Origin of the sequence: Lactobacillus kefiranofaciens, from assembly GCF_014656585.1 — a bacterium.
Taxonomy (GTDB): Bacteria; Bacillota; Bacilli; order Lactobacillales; family Lactobacillaceae; genus Lactobacillus; species Lactobacillus kefiranofaciens.
Window position 1 is genome coordinate 1,505,140 of sequence record NZ_CP061341.1, and the last position, 25,074, is coordinate 1,530,213.

Here is a 25,074-nt window from a genome sequence, read left to right on the forward strand (position 1 = left end):
GATCACTCCTTATTAGAATTCAAATAGGCAAAGCAAATTTCGCTATCTTTCATGATTTTTTGACAACTCTGATAAAATTCTTCAAAACTCATCGACTGCAGCTTCATTAAATTCTGCTGCAAATTTTCATGATCTAGGCTTTCTTCTACCATTTCAATAGCTAAAGATGAAATATCATTCCGCGTTCGTACGGTTCTAGCGAGCCATTCTTTCTTTTGTAAATCAAAATTATCTCTAATAAAACGATATTGCTCAGAATTATTCTTAATAGGTTGAGTCAATATCTTTTTTATTTCACTAATAATAACTTCAGCCTGAGCACTCACACCAAAGATTGTAGCAAAATCACCTTGTCTAGTGTAATTAACCGATATCTGAAGCGAATCGGTTAATAATTGTTTATTCCTCATCTCTTCAAACCACAGTCCCATTACACTTAGTTTTGATTCTAACATTATTTCTAGCAAAATTTGAGTTAAATCAGAACTTGATAATACTTTCTTAAAGTTTTTAAAGCGAATGCCTAGACCAAATGCATTAGAATTCCCTCTTGCGGGTAAAATTTGATTTTGTAATTTACCTACTGGAGCAATAATTTGAGCACTTTTAGTTGATTTATTGGTAAGATACATTTTTTCTAATTTACCTACCTGACGCAAAATGGTTTGCACCTGATTAGTGGAAAAATCACCGCAAGCTACAAACTGCATTTTACCAGGCAGATAATTGTTTTCATAAGCCTGAGTCAAGTTTTCCACAGTGACCGCTTTAATCGACTTTTCATCCCCTACAACTTCAGTCCCTAAATTAGAATGACCAAACATGCTGGTCATAATCGCATTATTAACGCTCCAAATTGGGTTATCCTTATAAGTCGCAAGCTCTTGTTCGATAATTGGGGCTTCCTTAGCGATATTTTGCTTAGTAAAATACGGCTGACCAACTAGTCTAAATAATAGCTCGATCATCTTAGGGATATGCTCAATCCCAGTGCAATAAAACATGGTTTCATTAAAGGAGGTAAAGGCATTAACATATGCACCAATTTCCTCAAATTGCTGTGAAATGTCCCCTTCTTTTTTAGCAAATAGTTTATGTTCTAAAAAATGAGCAGATCCCGCTACTTCTTGCTCATCACTACTACCAAAATCAATCATGATTCCGAAAAAGCGTTGATAAAAATGGGGCTTTAAAATAACTTCAGCCGTAAAGCCAGATTTATATTTTCGTTTAATAATTTTTGGTGTAATCATTTCAAAATATAGCTTTCATTAAAAAATAGATTGCGGGCAAAATTAACCATTTGATGTGGCGTTGACTTTTTAATAGCATCTTCGCGATCAAAGTTGACATATTCTGGCAATAATTCTGCGCGCAAGGCTTGCCCTAATTGCCAATTTTGACTATCCGAACCAATCCAGTGATTACGCTGCACTGCTTTTTTCGCTTTTTTAAAAATTACTTCATCAACGTCGCCATTAGCTATTTTGCCCATCTCGTTTAAAATAATTTGCTTAACTAATCCTACTTTTTGGGGATCAATTCCTGTATTAATCAAAAATAAAGAATTATTGGCAAAGCTGCTGGCACTAACATCATAAGCTGCACCTAATTCTGCCCGAATTTGACTAAATAATTTAGAAGACTCATCCCCTGCTAAATACTGCTCAAGTAAAGTACCAGCAATTTGATCTTGATAAGTAGTTCGGTCTTTAAATTCAAAACCCAACATTACTTGAGCTTGAATATTGCCTTGTTGATCCACTTGATCAATCAAGCTCCGCTTAGCAGGAATAGTCATATCATCTACCTGAAATTGACCAATCACGCCTGCACCACGAAACTCTTTTTGCGCTAATTTAGTTAGTAAAGTATTATCACGGCCCATCCCTAAAATAGCCACTGGTTGCTGTCGCAAACTGCTAATAAAGTCTTCCATTTGCTTGTGATCAGCACTTTTAATTTCAGCAATTGGACCCATAAAATTCTCGGCATAGTCTGGTTGATCTTGATACCAAAATTTAAAAAAGCGATCTAAAGCATAGTTGAATGGTTGCCCCATTAACTCGCGGTAATCGTCCTTTAACTGCCTTTGAGCCAAATTTAAAGCAGCAGGTTGATTATTAGGAAAGCGAATAATCCGACCTAAAGTACCAATTATTTTTTCATAGGTATAATCTGGATCCAAGATCTCAATTGGCTCTACAAAATTTGCATAATAAGTCAAAATGATTTCTTTACCAAAAAGCTGCGGCATCACTTCAAATTGCAAATCATACAATTGAGATAAAGCACGCTGTTGACTGGCAATTGACGGATAAGAGAGAGAAAGATTCATCTGCATCCTTGCTAATAAACTGGCAAAGGCCAAATTATGACTAGTAAGTGGAAAACGCACGAAATAGCCAATTGTACCCGTAGTAAATTTTTTATTTTTTCGAATTGCAATATTAGTTGTTAGCATGAGCTGTATTACCTTCATTCTTTGCTGGAACCAATACCTGACGCGGCTTAGAGCCTTCAGATGGGCCTACTATTCCTTTAGCTTCCATTTCATCAACCATCCTAGCGGCACGATTATAACCGATTCTAAAACGACGCTGCAGCATCGAAACACTAGCTGTTTGCTGGTGACGAACTAATTCAACGGCTTGCGTATAAAGCTCATCTTCCGGCTCATCGTCTTCTTGGTTATCACTAGAAGCCGCTTCACCCTTCTTAGGAATCATTGATGCATCATAATCAGCTTTTTGTTGCTTTTTAACCCAGTCAATAACGCGTTCAACTTCATCACTAGCAATATAAGCACCCTGAATACGTTCAGGCTTAGAAGCGCCAATAGGCATATAGAGCATGTCGCCCCGTCCCAATAGTTTTTCAGCGCCAGTCTGATCCAAAATAGTCCTTGAATCGACTCCACTAGAAACGGCAAATGAAATTCTAGAAGGAACATTAGCCTTAATCAAGCCAGTAATAACATCCACACTAGGACGCTGAGTTGCTAAGATCATATGAATCCCAGCAGCACGGGCCATCTGCCCTAAGCGAACAATCGCACCTTCTACATCATGACCGCCTACCATCATCAAATCACTAAGTTCATCAACTACCACGAGAATATATGGTAAAAGCGGCATTGCTGGCCTTGACTTATCCTGATTATTCTCCGCTGCTTTCTGATTGTATTCCTTCATGTTACGTACGCCGCCAGCCGCAAACAATTTATAGCGTCGTTCCATTTCTTTAACGACCTTGCGCAAAGCATTGGCTGCCAATTTTGCATCAGTAACTACCGGAATCAATAAGTGTGGTACGCCGTTATAAACTGATAATTCCACCATCTTAGGATCGATCAGCACTAGTTTGACTTCTTCTGGTCGAGCTTTCATCAAGATACTAGCCAGAATTGTATTAATAGCCACTGACTTACCCGAACCAGTTGATCCAGCAATTAACAAGTGCGGCATTTTAGCTAAATTAGCAGAAATCGTCATTCCTGTAACATCCTTGCCTAAAGGAACATCCATTGGATTATTTTTGGCCTTAGCATCTTGATGCTCCATTACATCCTTAAAAGAGACTACAGACGTAGCTCGATTAGGTACTTCAATTCCAATAAAAGGCTTACCAGGAATTGGCGCTTCAATTCTGATATCTTTAGCCGCCAAAGCTAGAGCCAGATCATCAGCTAGATTAACGATACGGCTAACCTTAACTCCTACAGCGGGTTGAACCTCATAACGAATAATAGTGGGGCCTAGAATTGCCTTTTTAATAATTACCTTAACCCCAAAACTCTTAAACGTGGATTGTAAAACCTGTGTATTCTTCTTAATTAAATTCCGATCAGCACTTTGATCAGTTGCTTTTATAGGATCAAGCAAACTGATTGGGGGCATTTTATATGCTTTATTAACTGCCGCATCTGTCTTAAGTTCTCCATGATCCACATTAGCTAAGTCTTGTTTTAACTTACGATCTTCCTCAGCAAAAGAATGAGATTTAGGTAAGTCTTTTTCTGAAGAAGTTTCATTAGACTGCGGCGCGATTTGAATCTGTGGTTCTGGCTCAGGATCCGTTTTTTCAACTTCAACATCCTCACTAGACGGAGTTATTTCACCAGGAGTAGAATCATCTGGATCAAAATCAGCTACATCAGGAAAAATAGTCTTATCATCTTGATCTTGCTGCTGTTTTTCAGTCGCAAGAGTCTTTTGCTTTTTCTTTTCCAAAACATCGCTGTACTTATTCTTTAATTTAACCCCAGCTTCTTTATTGCGTTGAATAAATAATTGACTGACCGACTGAAATTTTCCCATAATTGTTCTAAATTTCACGTCAAAGAACATCAGAATACCAATTGGAATTAAAAGAATCGCGAAAATTCTCACTCCCAATTGACCTAGTAATGGATAGAAAATTTGATAGCCTAATGAACCAATTAATCCACCGCCTACATCCTCAGTTACACCGGCCCGTCCAAACTCGGCACTAATTGCATGCCAAAAAGAATTCAGAAAGCCACTATTAACTAATTCATGTTCAAAATATAAACTGCTCTGGATAAGCAATACGCCTAAAAAAGCCAGACAAAGTCCAATAGTCCTTTTAATGGTCAAATGAATTGGTTGATTATAAATTGTATTTACCAAACCAAATAAACCAAATAGTCCAGCAGTAAATAAATAAGAATCACCAAAAAAGAGTCGAATTAAATTGGCAATCTGCTTACCTAAAATTCCAAATCTAACTAAAGCCAAAACAGCAATTAACAGCAAGACTAGACCAAAAACGCTCCAATTTAGATTTTGCTCTTTATTTACTTTCTTTTTATGATATTTTCTTTTAGTTTTTCTCTTTTTCTTTTTTACAGGCATGTACTCACCCTAATTAGTGGTCAAAATTGGCCTTAAAGTTTAAGTTGATCGGCTGATCCAAAGTAACCTGGGTTACTTCATAGGTCAAAGTTTCAATATATTCAACTAAAGGCCGACTTAACAATTGCCAATCTGCATTGCTAATATCTGAGCCATCACCATGATAGCCTACTAATTGCACAATTTGGTGAATTTCACCACTTACTTCAAATTCACCTGGTGCAGGAATAACATCATAAAAAACAGCCACATCATAAAAGCTGCCATTTTCTTCTGAATGTTCCTGATCTTCACTAACATCAATTTTCCTAAGACCTGGCTTAACGTCACTCTTAGGTGTGGCATTACCATCAGTTAAATCATAGTGAAATGCTTGTACAATAACTGAAGTTTGCTTTTTAATATCCATTATTTTTTCTCTCCTAAATTACGTTCATATCTTTCTGGACGGTTATAATCATCCTTTAACTTATCATTTTCATAATGGTGCGCCGTTTCCATGTTTGGAAAGCCTTGTTGACGCAATGCTTCAAGCAATACCATCGCTACCGAATTAGATAAATTATAGCAGCGAATATTATCTGACATTGGGATACGCAGATTGCGGTCATAATACTCACGCATAAATGTCTCTGGTAATCCTGTTGTTTCTTTACCAAAAACAAAATAATAGTTTTTCTTAGGGTCAGTATAGTCAACTTCTGCATAGTTCTTAGATGAAAACTTAGAAATCAAATACATCTCATCATTTGGTCCCAATGTTTTTAAAAAAGCATTTAAATCATCATGCATCCGTACGTCAACCTTATCCCAATAGTCAAGGCCTGCCCGTTTCATTTTTTTATTATCAATTTGAAAACCCAATGGCTCAATTAAATCTAAAACTGTATTAGTTCCCGCACAAGTACGTGCAATATTGCCAGTGTTTGCTGGCATTAAAGGTTCATATAAAACAACGTGATTTGTCATTCAAAAAACTCCTTAATCAAAAAAGCGTAGCTTTTAAGCCACGCTTTAAAACTATTTAGTATTATTTGTTTTTACTTGATCTGCATCCCCCGTGGTCGAAGAAGCAGCCTCTGTTTCTTTAAAAACGTCAGATTCTCTTCGATAATAATTGTACACGCGAGATACGATAATCTTCAAGACTGCATAAATCGGAATTCCGAAAATTACGCCCCAAAGTCCCCAAACAGCACTAGCACCAATTAAAAGCAAGATAGTCGTCACGGGATGCATCTCCATCTTATTGCCCATGACCAATGGACTGAGAAGTCGACTCTCGATTCCCTGCTCAATTACAAAGACAACCAATACTTTAATCAGCATTGGCACTGACGTCATAATCGCAATTACCAGGACTGGAATCAAAGCTAGTGGCGTACCAAAATATGGGATTAAATTCATAAAGGCAGCCAAGATTGCCAAGGCAAGACCATATGGCAAACCAATCACGGTATAACCGATAACAAACATCACGCCAACCCAGAAGGCAACCGTAATCTGCCCACGAATATATGAGGCCAATGCACGGTTGATATCATAAAGAAGCTGACTAAAACTTGCTTGCCAGTCTTCAGGTACAAACTTGGTAATATATGGTCTTAATTGATGACCATCCTTGAGCATGAAGAACAAAATAAATGGTGCCGTCAAAAGCGTCATTACTATCATCGTAATCACGCTGACAGCTGATGAGATATTACCGATCGTAGCCGCAAACGTACTCTGTCCAGATTTGAACAAAGTCTTCTGAGTATTATCAATCATGTGCTGCAAGCTGCCCTTGACTTCGTGCAATCGCGGATCCTGTAATGCATTCTGTGTAACATTGACCGCATCATTCCAGATATGTGGCCAATTTTTGATCAACGCATTAATCTGATTCTGCACTATAGGCACCAAAATATTGATAATCCAAATTAAAGCTACCAAGATCAGCAAGAACAAAACCAAGATAGTCGCTACTCTTGGAATCTTAAACTTCTTTTCACACCAATCTACTACTGGATTCATCACATAGTATTGAATAACCGCCAATAAAAGTGGTGGCAAAATTGCACTGAAGAAAACCCAGGCTGGATTCAATACGAATGAAACCTTATTAAAGACCCAAATGATCAAGAAGAACAACAAGATGTTCAGCAAAACGATGCTAAAACGATTATCTAGAAACCATCTTTGAAAGATCGTTTCTGCTTTACGTTTTCGTTTATGTTCCATCTTTTTATGGTCCTAGTCTTTAAATATGTTCATAAACAATGTCGTCATCGACTTTAAAGTTTGGCAATATCCCTGCTGCATCTGGTTCAAAATAGACAGCATTTGCTAAAGGCGTCTTAGGAACCTTACAGTTAAAGAACAAAGTTGCGTGACCTAATGCCTTCATGTTGCTTTCTACCATTGGACCAACATAGCTTGCCACATAGGTTTGACCGTCAACAGTAACAGTATCGCCTTTTTTAAAGACAAAACCACTAACTGGCGTTTCATTACCAAACTTTTGGATCACAGAAACATCTTCTAAATCCTTGTTGGCACCTTCACCAAATAAAATTACCATACCGTCTTTATTATCAACGGCTTTTTTACCAATTGCTTTAATAGTTGAAATCCATTTCATAATTTATATCTCCTTAAAAATAATTTTAGCATAAGGAAAGCCGCTTAAAAACTTTAAACAGCTCAAATTCTCTAATTATTTTTCTTGTGATACATCAGCCATTTTCTAGCTTCTTCCAAAAGCACTAATGGGATTGGCAATAAGAACAAAAACAGCCAATCTGAAGCAGCTAAAGTTGTAGTATTGAAGACCTGCTGGATCCCTGGTGTAATCGTCAAGATAAAGAATAAGCAAATTTCAAAAATAATGCCATACCAAATATTTTTATTGCTGAATAAGCCTTTCTTAAAGACTGAGGTTTTATTAGTACGGCAATTCAAGACATTCGCAATCTGCGTAAAGACAATTGCGCCTAAAACCATGGTAGTAGCTCTCATATAAACGGGACCACTAGCGGTTAAAACAGTTTGAGGCCACCCATTTTGATAATTGACAAAGAAGTAGGCAGCAGTAGAAATCAGACTTGAAATTAGACCATACCAGCAAATTGCTTTAATCATTACATGTTTGTTTAATAAGTGCTCTGATCTCTTCCGCGGTGGCTCCTTCATTGTATCTGGATCTGCTGCCTCAGCACCTAAGCCTAAAGCCGGCAACATATCAGTACCTAAGTCAACAGTCAAAATCTGCATAATGGTCATTGGCAAAGGAATAAGCCCAGCTGAAAACAGGAACAATACTGATGGAATAGCTTCAGGAACATTCGAAGTCAAAATATAAGTTAAGAACTTGCGAATATTGCTATAAACCGCACGCCCTTCTTCAATAGCAGCCACAATAGAAGCAAAGTTATCGTCCGTTAAAATCATATTGGCTGCATCTTTAGCAACATCAGTACCAGTCATCCCCATGGCAATACCAATATCGGCCTGCTTTAAAGCTGGGGCATCATTTACGCCATCACCAGTTGAAGCCACGATTTCTCCATTTGCCTGACAATTCTTTACAATACGGTATTTTTGTTCAGGAGCAACCCGGGCAAAAATAACTTCGCCTTGCAAAACTTGACGAAGCTCTTCATCGCTCATTTGATTAAGCTCCGTACCTGAAATAACTCGTGCCTTGTCTGAGGTAATCCCAATTTTTACCGCTACCGACTTAGCAGTTAATTTAGAATCTCCGGTAACCATAATGATTCTGATTTTTGCTTGATGACAACGTTTAACAGCATCATAAATCTCTGGCCGTGGCGGATCGCTCATTGTAGCCAAACCCACAAAGATTAAGTGTTGCTCAGCGTGAGCAATATCAATTTTATTGATATCGGTATCTTGATCAATAATTCTGTAAGCTAAAGCCATGCTCCTCAAGCCGCGAGAAGCATAATCTGCATTAGCTTTTTTAGTACGAATTAAATCGGCCTGTGTCATTTTTCTCACTTGGCCATTAACTTGGATGCGATCACACTGTTTAATTGTGTCGCTATAAGCACCCTTAGTAAAAATAATATCCTGAGTGTCATTCCAGCGATGAATAGTGGACATCCTCTTACGTTCAGAATCAAATGGCAATTCTCGCAAACGGGGATATTTAACCACCACTTTTTGCTTATCAAATCCTGCTTTTTGCGCCATTACAATCAAAGAAGCTTCAGTCGGCGTGCCTAAAATCTTAGGTTTGCCACCATTCTTATTTGGCTCTACAGTTGTGTCGTTATCCAAGGCTGCAATTTGCACCAATTTATGCAAATCTGGATTTTCTTCATACCACAATTGTTGCTTGTTAAATTCAACTTTACCGTTATTGACATAACCATTACCAGTAACTTGATATTCACCAGCTGGAGTCCAAAGATAATGGATCGTCATTTGATTCTGCGTTAATGTGCCCGTTTTATCGGAACAAATCACCGTAGTCTCACCCAAAGTTTCAACTGAATTAAGCTCTTTAACCAAAGCATGTTTTTTAGCCATTCGTTTGACTCCTTGGGCCAAACTTAAGGTAACGGTAGGCAACAGCCCTTCTGGAATAAAAGCAACGATCATCCCTAATGCAAAAATAAAGGCCTTTGCTAAAGGATATTTAACAAAGAAAATTGCCGCAATAAAGAAAATAACTCCAATTGTAATCGCAATAATCGAAATTTGCTTGGTTAAGCGATTAAGCTCAGCTGTCAAAGGACTAGAAGTCTTCTCTTGCTTTTGCGTTAAACTGGCAATTCGACCGAATTCCGTGTTCATTCCTGTCGCAAATGCAATCGCCCTGGCATTGCCAGCACCAACAGTCGTGCCGGAATAAACCAAGTTACTCTCTGCATATTCGCCTTCACCAGGATCATACTTAGTGGTCTTAGACTCGGGAACAGACTCTCCATTTAATGCACTCTGATCTACCTGCATAGAACTAGCAGAAAGAATTCGTGCATCAGCTGGAATCGAATTACCTGCCTGAAGGACAAAAACATCTCCGGGCACCAAATTTTTACTATCAACCTGCTTTTTCTTACCACTACGAATTACCTCAACATAAGTTGGTAACATGTTATTCAACGCGTCAGTTGCACGCTTAGCGGCTTTTTCCTGCCAGAAGCTAAACAAGCCATTAATAATATTTACTAGCCAAATAGCAATTCCTAGTTCAATAGTTCCTGATACAATCGCAATTAGACCAGAAATCCAAAGCAAAATCGCCATCATGCTGGTGAAGTTTTTAAAAAATGTACGCCATTCTGATTCAGTTGCTGCTTTTTTAATGGTATTTAAGCCATATTTCTTTAAACGTTTAGCAGCTTCCTCATCAGACAACCCATTTTTAGAAGAATGCAAATTGTTAAAAACATCCATTAAACTAGCTTTAGCATAAAGTTCACGAACCTTTTTTTCATCCAACTATGTACGCCTTCTTAGTTTTTACTACGAACTTTATTCATTTTTCCTTATGGAATAACCGTAACACTTTTCTGAAGAAACAAGTCATAATCCGCTTTGGTGCTTCACATGGTATACTTAATTTCAGTAATGGCTAAGATATTTTCTAAAAAAGAAAGGCAATTAAATAAATGAAAGTATTAATCGGTGGTTATACCAAAAAAACTTCTAAAGGTATTTATGAATTACCTTTTACCGGTGAAAATAATGATGCTCGACTAAGCAAAGCTGAGAATATTATCAGTGTGGGCGGGCCTACATACTTCCAAAAAGATGGAGATTTAGTTTTCGCGATTAATAACGCGGGAGACGAAGGCGGGATTAGTGCCTTTAAATTAAGCACACAAGGTGCAAGTGAAGTTGACCATTACTTGACTCCTGGTGCTTCACCTGCTTATGTAGGAATCAATCGTGAACAAAAACTGCTTTACACGGCAAACTATCACACCGCTGTTTTATCAGTTTTCAGCTACAACAATGATGGCAAGTTAGACTTGATCACAACTACTACACATAAGGCTGAGATTCTTGGTCCTCGTCCAGAACAAACAGATGGCCCTCATCCTCATTTCTTCGATCAAACTCCAGCTGGCAACTTGGTCAGCTGCGATTTAGGCAACGATACAGTTGATTTTTATCATCTTGAAAAAGGAAAATTAAAACATTTGGCTCAATACAAAAACGAGGCTGGCTTTGGCAGTCGTCACATTGTCTTCTCAAAAGATGGTAATTACTTCTACGTTGTCGGCGAATTATCCAGCAAAATTAATGTAGTTAAGTTTAATGAAGATAACTGGAATTTTGAAAATATCGCCACAGTTAAGACTATTCCTGAAGACTTCACTGCTCATAACGGTGCCGCAGCTCTCTATATCAGTAAAGACGGCAAATATGTTTATAATTCCAATCGCGGTCATAATTCAATCACTGTCTTTAAAGTTAACGATGACCATACTTTGAGCTTAGTTCAACGGGTTTCAACCTTTGGTGATTTCCCTCGAGATTTCAATTGGGATGCTAACCAAAAATATGTCGTAGCTGCTAACCAAAACACTGATAATGCTACGCTTTACCTAAGAAACGCTGGAACAGGAACCCTAACTCCAATCCAAAAAGAAATTGCAGTTCCAGAAGGTACTCGCGTTTTATTTACTAAATAGCTTCACTCTTCATTAATTAAGTCATGGCAATAGCTGTCATGACTTTTTTCTTATCATTTTTTAAAGTAAAATAAGTAATAGATACTTTGAAATTAAGTTTGAAATTAAGAAGGTGACAAAGTGAAACCAAAAATCATTCGCATTATCTTATTTATTCTAGGAGGACTGCTTGGATTACTATTACTTTATAAATTGTACTTAAGCTATCTCCCCGAATTAAAACTATTAGTTCATTTTGACCACCATAATGAAGAGTTGCTAATTAAAATGGTCCGTAGTCATGGAATTGAAGATCTAGCCTTTTTATTCATTTTAAATGCTATCTGCGTGGCAATTCCTGGTTTATCAAACGGAATTTTCTGCGTCTTAAATGGAATTTTATATGGCCCAGCTTTCGGCTTTATTGTTAACTGGATCAGTGATATTTTAGGGCAAATCGTTCTGATGGAGCTCTTGCGCAAGCTTTATGATATTAAACATATGACCCATAGCAAGATTTATAAATTACTGACCTCACAAAAATATCCAATGATTGCTTTAACAATCGGCTATATGATTCCGTTTATTCCGAGCGCAACCGTCAGTTACGTCAATGGCATGATTAATAAAAATAATCGTAAAAAACAGCTGCTTCCAATCGTGATTGGCGTAGCTCCCGTTGCTTATATTTATGCATACGGTGGCGACTCGATCCTCCACCTTGATAGCAGCAGGATCATTAAAGCGGTAATTGTTTTTATTGTACTGGCATTAATAGCCGGCGCTATTCTCTTAGTAATGAAAGTTTTAAAAGAACATGCAAAAAAAGCTTGAGTTTTAGCTCAAGCCTTTTTCATTTTGTCTTTTTTATCTAAATTAAATTGGCTTCTTTAAGCAATTCTTCTACCCAAGTCTTCTTAATCTTCTTCATACCAGTTTTAACTGCCCATTTTTCAGGCAATGGCATATCTTGATCTTCGATCTTCTTTTTATCTGACATGTAGTACATCGCACGCAGAAGCTGACGAATATCATAGATTGAATCAAAGACTTCTGGAACGCCACGGTCAACATTAAGCAATGTGTAAACTGCTTCCATCGCAGTTCTAACTGAATATTCAGTAGTAAAGACCGTATCTCTAGTTGGCGATTCAGCGAAGTTCCCAATAAAGGCAATGTTAATTGATCCTTCTGGTACAACTGCAGGGCGATCGCCATCACGACGCGGCATGAAGTAACTAGTAATATATGGCATGTAAACCGGAACAGTATTCATATTCTCTTTACTAGCCATTTCACTAATTTGACTGTCTGGCACACCTAAGTGATATAGCAATTCTTCCGCAATTTCCTTACCAGTACAATCGACGATTCTCTTCTTAATGTAGTTACCTTCAGTATCTGAATACAAAGCATAAATCCAAACTACAATTTGATCTGGATTTTGGCTCTTGAAGTGTGGCTGACGATGAATAGTAAAGCTAAGTTCCCAATTAGAGTCAACAATTGTGATAATCCCACCAGTATTAACTTTGCCATCATAGAGACTACGCTTAGTCAACCGTTCAAAGTATGGGGCTAATTTTCTATTTTCTAAAGTAGCAGTTGCAGATACAAACCAGCTCCGCTCTGGCAAGTTTTCACAGAAGACATCTGGATGACCAAAGGCCGGATCCTGCTTAGCCAAGTTTTCCCATAATTTCCAGGAGCTGCCCTTGGCATGAGTAATTGGAGCTGGCGTATTTTGATCACCATAAGTTGAACTTTCAGTGATTGAACCATTAGTAATAAAGACAATATCATTTGGCGTTAAAGGAATTTCAGCTTCCTTGCCCTTTTGAGTCATGATAATTTTCTTGGCAATCTTTTGACTACCATCATGATCTACTTCTACATTCTTAACATGACAATCATATTCAAATTGAACGCCGTGATCCTTCAAGTAAGCCAATAATGGCTTAACCATTGATTCATATTGGTTATACTTGTTAAACTTCAAAGCAGTAAAATCTGGCAGGCCATCAATATGGTGAATGAAACGCATGCAGTAGCGCCGCATTTCAGCTACTGAATGCCACTTTTCAAAAGCAAACATAGTTGACCAATAAGACCAGAAGTTAGTCTTGAAGAAGTCATCACTGAAGAATTCCTCAATAGTTTCACCCTCAAGTTCTTTTTCCGGAGTCATGATCAATTTCACAATTTCTTTAGTGCATTTGCCTAAACCATATTGACCATCGCTTGGCAGACGATCACCGCGCTTATATATTAACCGGCAATTTGATGAGTTAGGATCTTTTTTATCGAGCCAATAATATTCATCCAGATAGGATGCACCTGGAATTTCCAAACTTGGAATTGAGCGATACATATCCCACAAACATTCAAAGTGGTTTTCCATTTCACGACCGCCACGCACTACAAAGCCTGCGTTAGGACGGTTGGCACCATCAAGTGAACCACCTGCGACTGGTAATTCTTCTAAAACATGAATATTTTTGCCCTTCATTTGAGCATCACGAACTAAGAATACAGCAGCAGAAAGTCCTGCCAATCCGCTACCAATAATATAAGCGGACTTATGATCTACACCTGCAGGCTTCTGAGCATCTGCAAGGGCTTCATAATTACCATTGGAATAATACATAAAAGTGTCCTCTTTTCTGTATAGGTATAATTTTATCTTACACTTTCAATTCTAAAGAAAACGGTTTCCTTATGCAAGTCCTTAGTAGATTTCGCTAATAATTTTAGAATTCTTTATTAATTAGCTAATTTACGCCATAATTCTTGCATATCAAGAGGATCACTGACCTCGACAGTTTGCAGCTGATCATGATTAAAAGAATCTGGAAAATTTAGATAAAAGCAGTTTAAAGCTTGCCGTTTAAAGCCATCTTTAATCCCGTATAATGGATCACCATACAAGGGATGACCTAAATAAGCCATGTGCACGCGTATCTGGTGCGTTCTCCCAGTAAGTAAGCGGAGCTGGATTAGACTAGCACCCGGAACTTGCTTAAGAACTTGATACTGTGTTTGTGCTTTTTTACCATCGGCAACTACTGCCCGCTTCACCCCACTGCCCTTTTTACCAATTGGTTGATTAATCAAACCAGTCAATTCAGTTTCAGTAAAATTACCATGGACAATGGCATGATATTTTTTGATAAATTTTTCTTTGCCGAGCTTGCTAAAACGAGCATGGGCAACCGCATTTTTACCTACTAAAACTAAGCCAGAAGTATCTCGGTCAAGCCGCGTAATAACATGTGGCTTCAAATTGACATTGTGGCTTCAAATTGACATTTTTTCGTGCGAAATAGCCCATAACCCGGTTAACCACCGCATCATTATCTTCATACCTAGAGGGAATAGACAAAACACCAGCAGTCTTATTAACAATCAAATAATTTTTAGTTTCTAAAACAATTTTGATCGGATTGGTAGACAGCTTTAAGAAATCATTTTTCTTTTCTTCTCCAGTAACGAAAATTACTTCATCCCCAGCTTTTAGCTGAAAACTAAGATACCGTCTCTTGTGGTTCACCAAAATCATGCCATGGTGATAACGAGCCTTAATCAAGGCCTGATGTGAAAAACCGTTTTTTAACAAAAAAGAGCCCAATTTTTTTGGGTCTCTTTCATGCACAATTAGTTTGAATAAACTAGTCATTTTCTTTATTTTCTCCAATAAATGCATCTTCTACACGTGACCAAAAATGATGGTGTCCAAAACGATCAAATTGAATCGAATGCCTAGAAATACGATATTCAATTTTCTTGGCATTACGGACATCTATTCTTGCTCCATCTACCGTCATCACGAAATGATCTGCATTAGGAATAATTGTAATCCATTGATCTGGTGCAATCACAATTGGCGCAGATAATGTCCTAAATACACGATTGTTAATCGAGGCAATTTCTGTCATCTGTAAAGCCTTTAAACGGGGATGAATCACTGCCCCACCTAAGGACTTGCTATAAGCCGTAGATCCCGTAGGTGTAGATACACATAGGCCATCCCCACGAAAATTTTCAAATAATTCATCGTTAATGTACACATCAGCTTCTAGAGTATGCGAAACCCGCTTCACTGCCGATTCATTAACGGCTAGATGATATCGCGTCTCACCCGACTCTGTCAGCATCTTAATTTCAAGCAAGGGGTATTTGGCTGGCTCTCCTTTAGTCATAAAAAGTGCATCTACCATCTTATCAATGTCATAATTACGCCAATCCGTATAAAAACCCAGGTGTCCCGTATGAACCCCAATGAAGCGCACTGAGTCTACCTGATTTTCATAACGGTGAAAGGCATTAATTAATGTGCCATCCCCACCTACGGTAATTACCACATCAGGATATTTAGCATCATACACAACACCTTTTTTATCTAATAACTCCTTTAAACGAGCCACTGTTTTTAGCGTCTGGTCGTAGTTATTATGCGCGATCGTTACTTTCATAACTTTTCCTTGCCCTTATTCTTGGTAAAAATCTTCTGAGCTTCTTGAACCTCATCTTTAATCGACGACATTTCTTCATCCAAGCGATAAGCAGCTTCAGCTGTAGACTTCAAACGTTCAGAAATATCATCTGGATAGACACCTTGATATTTATAATTTAAGGTATGTTCTACAGTAGCCCAGAAATTCATTGCTAAGGTTCTAATTTGAATCTCTGCAATTAATTTTTTAGGGCCCTCAGGCAGATAAACAGTATAATTAATCACCATGTGATATGAACGATATCCGGATGGTTTGGCATTTTTGATATAATCACGCTCTTCAACTACTTCCATGTCATCACGAGCGTGAATTAAATCTACCACCTTATAGATATCATCGACAAATTGCGTTACGATTCGAATACCAGCGATGTCCTGCATATCCGTTTCAATTACGTCTGGATTAATCACCCGACGCTGCATCTTTTCTTTAATAGAATCTACTGTTTTAACCCTACCAATTACAAACTCAATCGGTGAATGTTCTCCCTTAGTTAAAAAGCCTTGTCTAAGAGAACGAAATTTAACCTTTAATTCACGAACAGCTTCGTTATAAGGCCACAAGAAATTATCCCAATCTATTTCTTTCATGAGAAAACATTCCTTTCTTAAGCAAACAAACTCATTTTACCATATAATTAATGTAGATAGTTTGGAGGAAAAATTATGAGTAAAAATCGCGAAATTGAAGCCAAAACACTATTAACTAAAAATATTTATGAAAAAATCACCCATTCATTCCCAGTAAAACAAGATTTTGTCCAAGAGAATTATTATTTTGACACTCCTAATAGTCTGTTAAAAAAGCACCAAATTAGTCTAAGAATTAGAATTTACGCTGACCATGCCGAACAAACAATGAAAGTTCCAGATCCTAATCCCGTGCAAAAAAATTTTCATGAAGTAATTGAAATCAATGACAACCTAACTCATGCCGAAGCTAAAAAATTAGTTGCACAAAAGCATTTTACTTTTCAAGGCAATATCGGTCATTATCTGAATGAGCATTTTAAACAAGAGCAAAAAGATCTAGCTCTTTTTACCTGGAGTAAAACACGTCGCATCCTCATGAATGGACCTAAAAATGCCGAGTTAACTTTAGACGCGACATCATATCCAGATGGCTACCAAGACTTTGAACTCGAAATCGAAAATACTAACCCTAAATTAATTGGTCAAGTTCAGCAAGTGCTAGAATATGATTATGATTTTAGTCAAACCAGTACTAATACTAATCAAAGCAAGATCGCTCGTGCAAACGCTCACAGAAAATAACATATAGAAAATAAAGCATATTTTTTGTCACTGTTTTTGTTTCTTGCTAAAGTAACAATTAGTAAAATACCAAAGAGGTCGAGAGTATGTTTGAAATTTTTCTATTCATCAATCCAATAGGAATCTATTGCTATGACACAGAAAGACAAATCCGTAAAACCGTTGATGAATTAGGGGTAGATGTTTGTTATCATTACATCCCAATCGCTAATGTTTGTCTAGTTAATGACGATGCCATCCGTCGTCGTCAAGATGCCCAAAAATTGCCTGATATCAGTACTTTTTCTAAAGCTACTTATGAAGCACTAGAGAACTATCATGCAATCAAGCTAACTTATGGTAATAAAAAGGCACGCAGATATTTATATGAATTGCAAAAACGGTTAAGTCAAGACGCTTCTGCTTATAAGCCTGAATTGTTACAAGAGATTGCAACTGAACTAGATATTAAGAATTCACCCATTGAAACGATTAAGCAGAGCGATTATCTACATACTTCAATTGAAGAAGACCAAAAACTGGCTAATCAATGGAGAATTCAAGCTACGCCTACAACTATTATTTTTGACGAAAATAATGATCAAAACGGCGTCTTACTTGAAGGGCCAGTTAACCAAACTGACTTGATTCATCTATTTTTACCTAACTCATCTAATTGGTTCTCCAATTTTTTACCACAACAAAATCATTTGCGCCTGATCTAAATCAAGGCGTTTTTTTCGCAAAAATTTAGTTACTGAATCTTCTTCACCAGGATCTCGCCAAACTTGAAACAAACTATCCGGTAAATCCGTAACAGTCATTTTTCTCTCATACAACATTTGGCCGATTCGCAAGCCTAATTTACTCTTCTGCCTTATTTGTTTAATTAAGTATTCTCTTTGACTAGCTTTTTGTAAGACATACTTTCTCTTCAACGGCCTAAAATTCCAGAACGTTCTTAGATCAACCTCATCTAATGCAAAATACTTGGTTTGATAGACTAACTTCTTAGTAAGTGGCTCCTGTAAAACATTATATTTTAAACAGAAATAATTTCTCTTAGGATTTACTTCCAAATAATAGTTACCCCATTTTTTATTTTTTCTAAAAAAGATTAATTGAGTATGCTTTAAGTTTCTTTTTAAATAATGTCGTTGACCTACAATCCAAATATCCATTACGCCAATTGTTTTATATAGGTTATGACGATGATTAAATTCGGCAGTACTTAATGGTGCACATTGTACCTCAAAAGCTAATTTTTTAGATGCCAACACATCCGCCCGCAATTGTCCATCTGCTAATGGTATCTCTACCTGAGCATTGAACCCAGCAGCTGTCAGCGCTGATTTGAGGAGCATCTTAGACAGATGATGTTCTTCTTTTTCTCCTAAGGCACTGCCATAACTAGATATATGCTTAAAGAAAGCAGCTTTCTGCTCTGAAACAATTAAAATCACCTTTTTATTGCAATGAGGACAACGATAATTATCCCAGTTTAACTTTTTTTGTCCTTTATTTACCAAATATGCTTCACTAACCGCAAGTACAATTTTTTTATTTAACATGGCTGCATACATTTTTATCACCCATGTTTTATTACGCAAAAAAGAGCCGTTTTTTCACACCGACTCTTTTTCTTTAAAAAATCTTAATTATTTATTTGATACTAAAAAATAGTGACGAATATTACCTAAAGCATCTTGTCGCAACAAGCATTTGCCAGTTTCCTTAACAGTATTCATTTCTTCATCATTAATCTTAATACCATACTCATTAGCAATTGCCCAGGCATCTGCCGGTTTGAGTTCAGCATAATTTTCATCAAGAAAAGCTAAGTCCAAGTAATATTGCCCACGCAAATAGTATAAGCTTGAAGCCAAATCGCTAACTCGCAAACTATCAGCTAACTCGATTACATTGCCTAATTCATTAAAACTGTAAGCATGCTTTTTCTGAAATTTCCAATATTCATTATTAACGCTGCTATCTTGATTAGTATTAGCTTCCTGCTGCTTTTGCACTGCAGGATCAAGTTCGGTATTTAAATCATCATCTGGATCAAGATCGAACAAACTCCTTCTTGCATCAGATTGCGTCTGCTTTTGATTAGTGGTATCTTCATCGTCAAACCCGCTGTTCATCATCTTTCGTAAAGTATTTGCTTCATCCGGATGAACCTTAGTAATCATTAGATCAAGGCCAACATTATTAGGCATTACTTGAAAAGTAACTGGTACACCCTGGCCAAAAGTATGATCCGTATCAACTTCAGATAAGATTGAGTAAAAGAATTTCTGGATCTTTTCTTTGTCACCCAACAAATCTAAAACCTTTAAACCGCGATGGGCTAACTCATCTTTATTAATTCTAACCCTGATCGTATTTTCATTAATATGATCCACTTGCACAGGAATTTCACCTCCATGATTAATATAAATCTATTGTAGCGTACTTCTTGTTTAAACCAAAAGTGTTAGCTTTAACACTAACACCTTTATCTCTATAAATCTGCGATCTTTTGTGCTTCAGCCAGTTCTAGCCGCCGTACTTTTCTTGGTAAGAAACGGCGAATCTCATCTTCATTATAACCAACCTGGAGCCGACGATCGTCCATAATAATCGGTCTTCTTAATAAACTAGGATTCTTTTCTACTAAATCAAGCAACTGATCAATTGATAAATCATCTAAATTGATTTTTAACTGTTGAAAAGCTCTTGAGCGGGTAGAAATGATTTCTTCAGTACCATTTTCGGTCATACGCAAGATGTTTAACAATTCTTTTTTAGTTAAAGGCTCAGAGAAAATATTTCTTTCTTTATAAGGAATATCATGCTTTTCAAGCCAAGCTCTTGCCTTGCGACATGAGGTACAACTAGGAGATACATATAAATCTACCATAAAATCACGCTCCTCAGAACAATTATTTGTATACGTTCTTTAACTTAAAATTATTATAACATACTAACTTCTTTTTTGTAAGTGCTCATTTTATCTTCTATGTTAACTTTTGACTATATTCTAAGGATAAAACATGAATAATTTGTGAAGAAATTCTATTTTTTACTTAAAAAACAAAAAAGAGACCTTACAGTCTCTTTTCTCAATTCAATTTTGAATTACTTGTTAATCTTCTTCATCAAGTCATTAACTAACTTTTCATTTTCTTCAGCAGTTTCTGAAACGAAACATGCTTCATTAGCTAATTCTTTAAGATCCTTGGTATCGAACTTCTTCATTAAGCTTCTAATACGCAAGATTGAAGTTGCACTCATTGAGTATTCATCAAGTCCCATTGAAAGTAAAATTGGGAACATGGTGTTATCACCGGCAGCTTCACCACACATACCACACCAAATACCATTTTCATGAGCAGCATCAATAGTATGCTTGATCAAACGAAGTACTGATGGGTTATATGGTTGATACAAGTATGATACATTATCGTTACCACGGTCGGCAGCCATAGTATATTGGATCAAGTCGTTAGTACCAATTGAGAAGAAGTCAACTTCCTTAGCAAATTGATCTGCTAATACAGCAGCTGCTGGAACTTCGATCATCATACCAACTTGTAAGTTATCACCGATCTTAACGCCCTTATCAATCAACTTTTGCTTTTCGTCATTTAAGATAGCCTTAGCTTGACGAAGTTCAGCTAAAGTACCGATCATTGGGAACATGATACCAAGCTTACCGTATGCAGATGCACGAAGCAAAGCCCTTAATTGGGTACGGAAAATCTTTTCGTTCTTAAGTGAAAGACGAATAGCACGTACACCTAAGAATGGGTTCATTTCTTCTGGCAAGTCCCAGTAATCAAGGTGCTTATCACCACCAATATCCATGGTTCTGATGATAACTTGCTTACCGTTCATACCTTCGATAACCTTCTTGTAGGCTTCGAATTGGTCATCTTCGGTTGGGAAGTCTGATGAATCCATGTACAAGAACTCAGTCCTGTACAAACCAACAGCTTCAGCACCGTTTTCATGAACACCTGGCATATCGTTAGGAGTACCAATATTAGCTGCAATAGTAAATTGCTTACCATCAGCAGTTAATGAAGGTTCATCCTTCAACTTCTTCCATTCAGCCTTTTGCTTAAGGAAGTCGTCACCCTTCTTCTTGTAGTCTGTAACTTGATCATCGCTTGGAGCAATAATAGCAGCACCATCAAGACCATCATCGATCAGCATGTCGCCATTCTTAACGTCCTTGGTGATTGAATCAGTACCAACTACAGCTGGTAATTCAAGTGAACGAGCCATAATTGCTGAGTGAGCAGTACGACCACCAACATCAGTGACAAAGCCCTTAACATACTTTTTATTAAGTTGAGCAGTATCACTTGGAGTTAAGTCGTGAGCTACAACAATAACTTCATGATCAATTGAAGCTGGGTTTGGCAATCCCTTACCAAGAAGGTGAGCCATGATACGCTTTGAAACGTCACGTACATCGGCAGCACGTTCTTGCATGTATGGATTATCTGTCATCCCTTCAAAAATTGCGATGAATTTTTGAGCAGTTTCATCAAGAGCAGCTTCTGCATTAATCTTGGAGTTTTTAATTTCATTTTCGATGGCACCAGTGAATTCTGGGTCATTCAAAATCATTAAGTGAGCCTCAAAAACTTGGGCTTCTTCTTCGCCCAAACTTTCCTTAGCAGTATCACGAATTTTTTCAACTTCTGAAGTTGATTCCTTAATAGCATCATTATAACGAGCTACTTCTGAATCAACGTCATCAATTGATGACTTAGTGAATGAAAGATCAGGCTCTACAAGAAGATATGCTGGAGCAATAGCGATACCGTCACTGGCAGCAATTCCTTTTAAAGTTTTGGTCATTATTCAGCTAAACCTTCTTTTTTCATAGTGTCAGCGATTGCGTCTAATGCGTCTTTTTCGTCGTCACCTTCAGCAGTGATAGTAACATCAGCATTTTGACCAACACCAAGTGACATAACACCCATGATTGACTTCAAGTTAACTGACTTGCCATTGTATTCCAAGTTAATGTCTGAACCGAACTTTGAAGCAGCTTGTACTAAAAGAGTAGCTGGACGTGCATGAATACCTGTTTCTGCAATAATGTGAAAATCGCGTTTTTCCATTGTGAATATCTCCTTTAAATTGAAAAATTAAGCTGGTAATAAATACCCATTCGAGTACTAGACTATCATGTTTTTACGGATTAGGCAACAAAAATGTAACAGTTTACATTATTTACTTACCAGTATTGATAGCGGTATATACAATCGCACCGCCTCTTTCAGCCCTACCAGTAATGTATTGTCTTTTACCATAATTACGAATAGTTTTCTGAAGATCGTAGGCATCTTTAGCTTCAACTTTATATTCTTTCAGCTCACCGGAAACCAATTGATCTAGAATTTTTTGATAATCCAAAAATATCACCACACTTTTAAGATTTTATAATTTTTTTACTCTTTATTCTACTATTTATATTGATTTTTCTAAAATATTAATATTTTCGTATCATTTTTCTTGTAAAAAGTAAGTATTAGATGCTTAGCACTTGACTATAAAGAGTGCTAATAATATAATTTTGTTACAGTTTAAAAGAAAGGCGGTAATGTATTTGCTTTGCCAAAATTGTCATAAGCGGCCTGCCTCTATTCATCTTTTTACCAAGGTGAATGGCCAAAGCCGTGAAATTAGTTTATGTCAACACTGTTATCAAGAATTAAGAAATCAACAAGGAAATCTAGGAAATATGAATAACGATAATAATGAATTTTTTGGCGACTTTGATGACTTATTCAACGCATTAAACGGAAATAATAACAATGCCGCAAATAATAATATGCGGGGCGAAGGCCCTAGAATGCAAATGGGTGGTGGTGCCGGCAATGGCGGTCAAGGTGGTAAAAGCCTGCTTGACCAATATGGTACCGATTTAACCGCTCTTGCTAAGAAAGGCAAAATTGATCCAGTAATTGGTCGAGATAAAGAAATCGCTCGGGTAATCGAAATCTTAAATAGAAGAACTAAAAATAATCCTGTCTTAATCGGTGAAGCCGGTGTCGGTAAAACTGCCGTAGTTGAAGAATTAGCACAAGAAATTGTTGATGGTTCTGTCCCAGCAAAATTACAAGATAAGAAAATTATTTCATTAAATGTCGTATCACTTGTTCAAGGTACGGGAATCCGTGGTCAATTTGAACAGAGAATGGAGCAATTAATCAAGGAATTGCAACAACGCGATGATATCATCCTCTTCATTGATGAAATTCATGAAATTGTCGGTGCTGGGAACGCAGAAGGTGGTATGGACGCAGGCAATATCATTAAACCCGCTTTGGCCCGTGGTGAATTGCAATTAGTCGGTGCAACCACGATTAAAGAATACCGTGATATTGAAAAAGATTCTGCTTTAGCACGGAGATTCCAACCTGTTGAAGTTAAAGAACCTTCCATTGATGAAACAATTAAGATTCTAAAAGGTATTCAAAAGCGCTACGAAGATTATCACCACGTTCGTTACACTGATGAAGCAATCGAATCAGCTGCAAAATTATCTTCGCGCTACATTCAAGACAGATTCTTGCCTGATAAAGCCATTGACTTACTTGATGAAGCTGGCTCTAGAATGAACTTAACCATCCCTTATATTGATAAGGATAAAGTTCAAGAAAGAATTAACGCTGCTGAGCAACTTAAAGAAGAAGCATTAAAGAGTGAAGATTATGAAAAAGCTGCCTACTACCGTGATCAAATTGAAAAATACGAAAAGATGAAGGATCAAAAAGTTGACCCTGATAAATCTCCGATTATTACCAATAAGGTCATGAATAAGATCGTGGAAGAAAAAACTGGCATCCCTGTAGGCGATATCCAAAAACAAGAGGAAAATCAGTTGCAGAATTTGGCTACTGATTTAAAGGCGCATGTAATTGGACAAGATAAGGCAGTTGAAAAAGTTGCCCGTGCCATTCGTCGTAACAGAATTGGTTTCAACAAGTCTGGCCGACCAATTGGCTCTTTCCTCTTTGTTGGTCCAACTGGTGTCGGTAAGACGGAATTAGCTAAGCAATTGGCTAAGCAAATGTTTGGCTCAGAGAATGCCATGATTCGATTTGATATGTCTGAATACATGGAACAATACTCAGTTTCCAAGTTAATCGGCTCCGCACCTGGTTATGTTGGCTATGAAGAAGCTGGTCAATTAACTGAACAAGTTCGTCATAACCCATACAGCTTAATTTTGCTTGACGAAATTGAAAAAGCTCACCCAGATGTATTAAATCTCTTCTTGCAAATCCTAGATGATGGTCGTTTAACTGACTCTCAAGGCAGAACAGTTTCCTTCAAGGATACGATTATTATCATGACTTCTAATGCAGGGCAAGGCATCAAGAATGCTAGTGTCGGTTTTGCGGCAGAAAACGAACAAGAAGACAAAGAATCTGCTAGAAAAGATATGTCTCAATTCTTTAAGCCAGAATTCTTAAATCGTCTAGATGATGTCATTGAGTTCAACGAATTAACTAAGCCAGATTTACTTAAGATTGTTGATTTAATGCTTAAAAACACTAATGACATGGTCAAAGACCAAGGCTTACACATTGCTGTCACTGACGCAGCTAAGGAAAAGCTAGTTGAAGAGGGCTTTAACCCTGCATTAGGTGCTCGTCCACTTCGCAGAACTATTCAAGAAGAAATTGAAGATAAAGTAGCTGATTTTAAACTCGATCATACCGACAGCAAGAACCTAAAAGCTGACGTTCAAGATGGCGAAATTGTAATTAGTGAAAATAACTAAGAAATT

The 25,074-nt window shown here is 37.3% G+C and carries 22 protein-coding genes and 1 pseudogene; 5 read left to right on the plus strand and 18 right to left on the minus strand.

Translation table 11 applies throughout. The features are described 5' to 3' along the window. Positions 1-2: 2 nt before the first annotated feature. From ICI50_RS07425 to ICI50_RS07460, 8 genes are all read right to left on the minus strand, one after another. A complete protein-coding gene (locus ICI50_RS07425) occupies positions 3-1,253 on the minus strand; it encodes a M16 family metallopeptidase (RefSeq protein ID WP_013854470.1) in 1,251 nt (416 codons plus the stop codon). Continuing rightward, positions 1,250-2,464 carry an insulinase family protein gene (locus tag ICI50_RS07430; protein WP_013854471.1) on the minus strand — a complete coding sequence of 405 codons (1,215 nt, stop codon included), beginning with the start codon at positions 2,462-2,464 and terminating at the stop codon, positions 1,250-1,252. The genes ICI50_RS07425 and ICI50_RS07430 overlap by 4 nt, the downstream gene beginning before the upstream one ends. Continuing rightward, positions 2,451-4,877 carry an FtsK/SpoIIIE family DNA translocase gene (locus ICI50_RS07435; protein WP_188891414.1) on the minus strand — a complete coding sequence of 809 codons (2,427 nt, stop codon included), beginning with the start codon at positions 4,875-4,877 and terminating at the stop codon, positions 2,451-2,453. The genes ICI50_RS07430 and ICI50_RS07435 overlap by 14 nt, the downstream gene beginning before the upstream one ends. 13 nt (positions 4,878-4,890) lie before the next feature. Next, positions 4,891-5,286 (minus strand): DUF1149 family protein, encoded by a 396-nt coding sequence (locus ICI50_RS07440; RefSeq protein ID WP_013854473.1) that lies wholly within the window; start codon positions 5,284-5,286, stop codon positions 4,891-4,893. Then, on the minus strand, positions 5,286-5,846 hold the full coding sequence (locus ICI50_RS07445) for a tRNA (cytidine(34)-2'-O)-methyltransferase (RefSeq protein ID WP_013854474.1): 561 nt from the start codon (positions 5,844-5,846) through the stop codon (positions 5,286-5,288). The genes ICI50_RS07440 and ICI50_RS07445 overlap by 1 nt, the downstream gene beginning before the upstream one ends. Before the next feature lie 51 nt (positions 5,847-5,897). Beyond that, positions 5,898-7,100, minus strand: a complete 1,203-nt coding sequence (locus ICI50_RS07450; protein ID WP_056941242.1) for an AI-2E family transporter — start codon at positions 7,098-7,100, stop codon at positions 5,898-5,900. A 19-nt stretch (positions 7,101-7,119) separates the two neighbouring features. Further along, positions 7,120-7,500 (minus strand): PTS glucitol/sorbitol transporter subunit IIA, encoded by a 381-nt coding sequence (locus tag ICI50_RS07455; protein WP_013854476.1) that lies wholly within the window; start codon positions 7,498-7,500, stop codon positions 7,120-7,122. A 71-nt stretch (positions 7,501-7,571) separates the two neighbouring features. Beyond that, complete coding sequence (locus tag ICI50_RS07460) at positions 7,572-10,328, minus strand: cation-translocating P-type ATPase (RefSeq protein WP_095342037.1); 2,757 nt, start codon at positions 10,326-10,328, stop codon at positions 7,572-7,574. A 170-nt stretch (positions 10,329-10,498) separates the two neighbouring features. Here ICI50_RS07460 and ICI50_RS07465 point away from each other — a divergent pair, with 170 nt between their 5' ends. After that, on the plus strand, positions 10,499-11,527 hold the full coding sequence (locus ICI50_RS07465) for a lactonase family protein (RefSeq protein ID WP_025084097.1): 1,029 nt from the start codon (positions 10,499-10,501) through the stop codon (positions 11,525-11,527). Between the two features lie 120 nt (positions 11,528-11,647). Next, positions 11,648-12,340: a TVP38/TMEM64 family protein gene (locus ICI50_RS07470; RefSeq protein WP_025084096.1), complete on the plus strand. Its 693-nt coding sequence runs from the start codon at positions 11,648-11,650 to the stop codon at positions 12,338-12,340. Positions 12,341-12,377: 37 nt separating this feature from the next. Here the strand turns inward: ICI50_RS07470 and ICI50_RS07475 are convergent, their stop codons facing one another. The 4 genes and pseudogenes from ICI50_RS07475 to yjbM form a co-directional block, all read right to left on the minus strand. Further along, positions 12,378-14,153, minus strand: coding sequence for an oleate hydratase (locus ICI50_RS07475; RefSeq protein WP_013854480.1), 1,776 nt, complete (start codon positions 14,151-14,153; stop codon positions 12,378-12,380). A 116-nt stretch (positions 14,154-14,269) separates the two neighbouring features. Beyond that, positions 14,270-15,182 (minus strand): annotated as a pseudogene (locus tag ICI50_RS07480) (RluA family pseudouridine synthase). Beyond that, entirely contained in the window at positions 15,175-15,978 is an 804-nt protein-coding gene (locus tag ICI50_RS07485) for an NAD kinase (protein ID WP_054640380.1), read from the minus strand. The pseudogene ICI50_RS07480 and the gene ICI50_RS07485 overlap by 8 nt, the downstream one beginning before the upstream one ends. Further along, positions 15,975-16,610: a GTP diphosphokinase gene (gene yjbM, locus ICI50_RS07490; protein WP_013854482.1), complete on the minus strand. Its 636-nt coding sequence runs from the start codon at positions 16,608-16,610 to the stop codon at positions 15,975-15,977. Before yjbM ends, ICI50_RS07485 begins: the two co-directional genes overlap by 4 nt. Before the next feature lie 75 nt (positions 16,611-16,685). Here yjbM and ICI50_RS07495 point away from each other — a divergent pair, with 75 nt between their 5' ends. Together ICI50_RS07495 and ICI50_RS07500 are read left to right on the plus strand one after the other, a co-directional pair. Continuing rightward, positions 16,686-17,294 (plus strand): CYTH domain-containing protein, encoded by a 609-nt coding sequence (locus ICI50_RS07495; protein ID WP_013854483.1) that lies wholly within the window; start codon positions 16,686-16,688, stop codon positions 17,292-17,294. 86 nt (positions 17,295-17,380) lie between these two features. Next, positions 17,381-17,998, plus strand: a complete 618-nt coding sequence (locus tag ICI50_RS07500; RefSeq protein WP_056941246.1) for a DsbA family protein — start codon at positions 17,381-17,383, stop codon at positions 17,996-17,998. Here the strand turns inward: ICI50_RS07500 and ICI50_RS07505 are convergent. The 6 genes from ICI50_RS07505 to ICI50_RS07530 all read right to left on the minus strand — a co-directional run bounded on the left by ICI50_RS07505 (position 17,966) and on the right by ICI50_RS07530 (position 22,691). After that, positions 17,966-18,856: a competence protein CoiA family protein gene (locus tag ICI50_RS07505; protein ID WP_013854485.1), complete on the minus strand. Its 891-nt coding sequence runs from the start codon at positions 18,854-18,856 to the stop codon at positions 17,966-17,968. The genes ICI50_RS07500 and ICI50_RS07505 overlap by 33 nt on opposite strands. A gap of 75 nt (positions 18,857-18,931) precedes the next feature. After that, entirely contained in the window at positions 18,932-19,687 is a 756-nt protein-coding gene (locus ICI50_RS07510; protein ID WP_025084095.1) for an adaptor protein MecA, read from the minus strand. A 92-nt stretch (positions 19,688-19,779) separates the two neighbouring features. Further along, the gene (gene spxA / locus ICI50_RS07515) at positions 19,780-20,178 is read right to left on the minus strand and encodes a transcriptional regulator SpxA (RefSeq protein WP_013854487.1); all 399 of its coding nucleotides are present in this window, start codon (positions 20,176-20,178) and stop codon (positions 19,780-19,782) included. A gap of 218 nt (positions 20,179-20,396) precedes the next feature. After that, positions 20,397-22,130 carry a phosphoenolpyruvate--protein phosphotransferase gene (gene ptsP, locus ICI50_RS07520; protein WP_056941247.1) on the minus strand — a complete coding sequence of 578 codons (1,734 nt, stop codon included), beginning with the start codon at positions 22,128-22,130 and terminating at the stop codon, positions 20,397-20,399. Beyond that, on the minus strand, positions 22,130-22,396 hold the full coding sequence (locus ICI50_RS07525) for a phosphocarrier protein HPr (protein ID WP_003546482.1): 267 nt from the start codon (positions 22,394-22,396) through the stop codon (positions 22,130-22,132). The genes ptsP and ICI50_RS07525 overlap by 1 nt, the downstream gene beginning before the upstream one ends. Before the next feature lie 112 nt (positions 22,397-22,508). After that, complete coding sequence (locus ICI50_RS07530) at positions 22,509-22,691, minus strand: hypothetical protein (RefSeq protein WP_180707411.1); 183 nt, start codon at positions 22,689-22,691, stop codon at positions 22,509-22,511. Between the two features lie 193 nt (positions 22,692-22,884). Between ICI50_RS07530 and ICI50_RS07535 the strand changes: the two genes are divergently transcribed. Then, complete coding sequence (locus tag ICI50_RS07535; protein WP_041817301.1) at positions 22,885-25,068, plus strand: ATP-dependent Clp protease ATP-binding subunit; 2,184 nt, start codon at positions 22,885-22,887, stop codon at positions 25,066-25,068. Positions 25,069-25,074 lie beyond the last annotated feature (6 nt).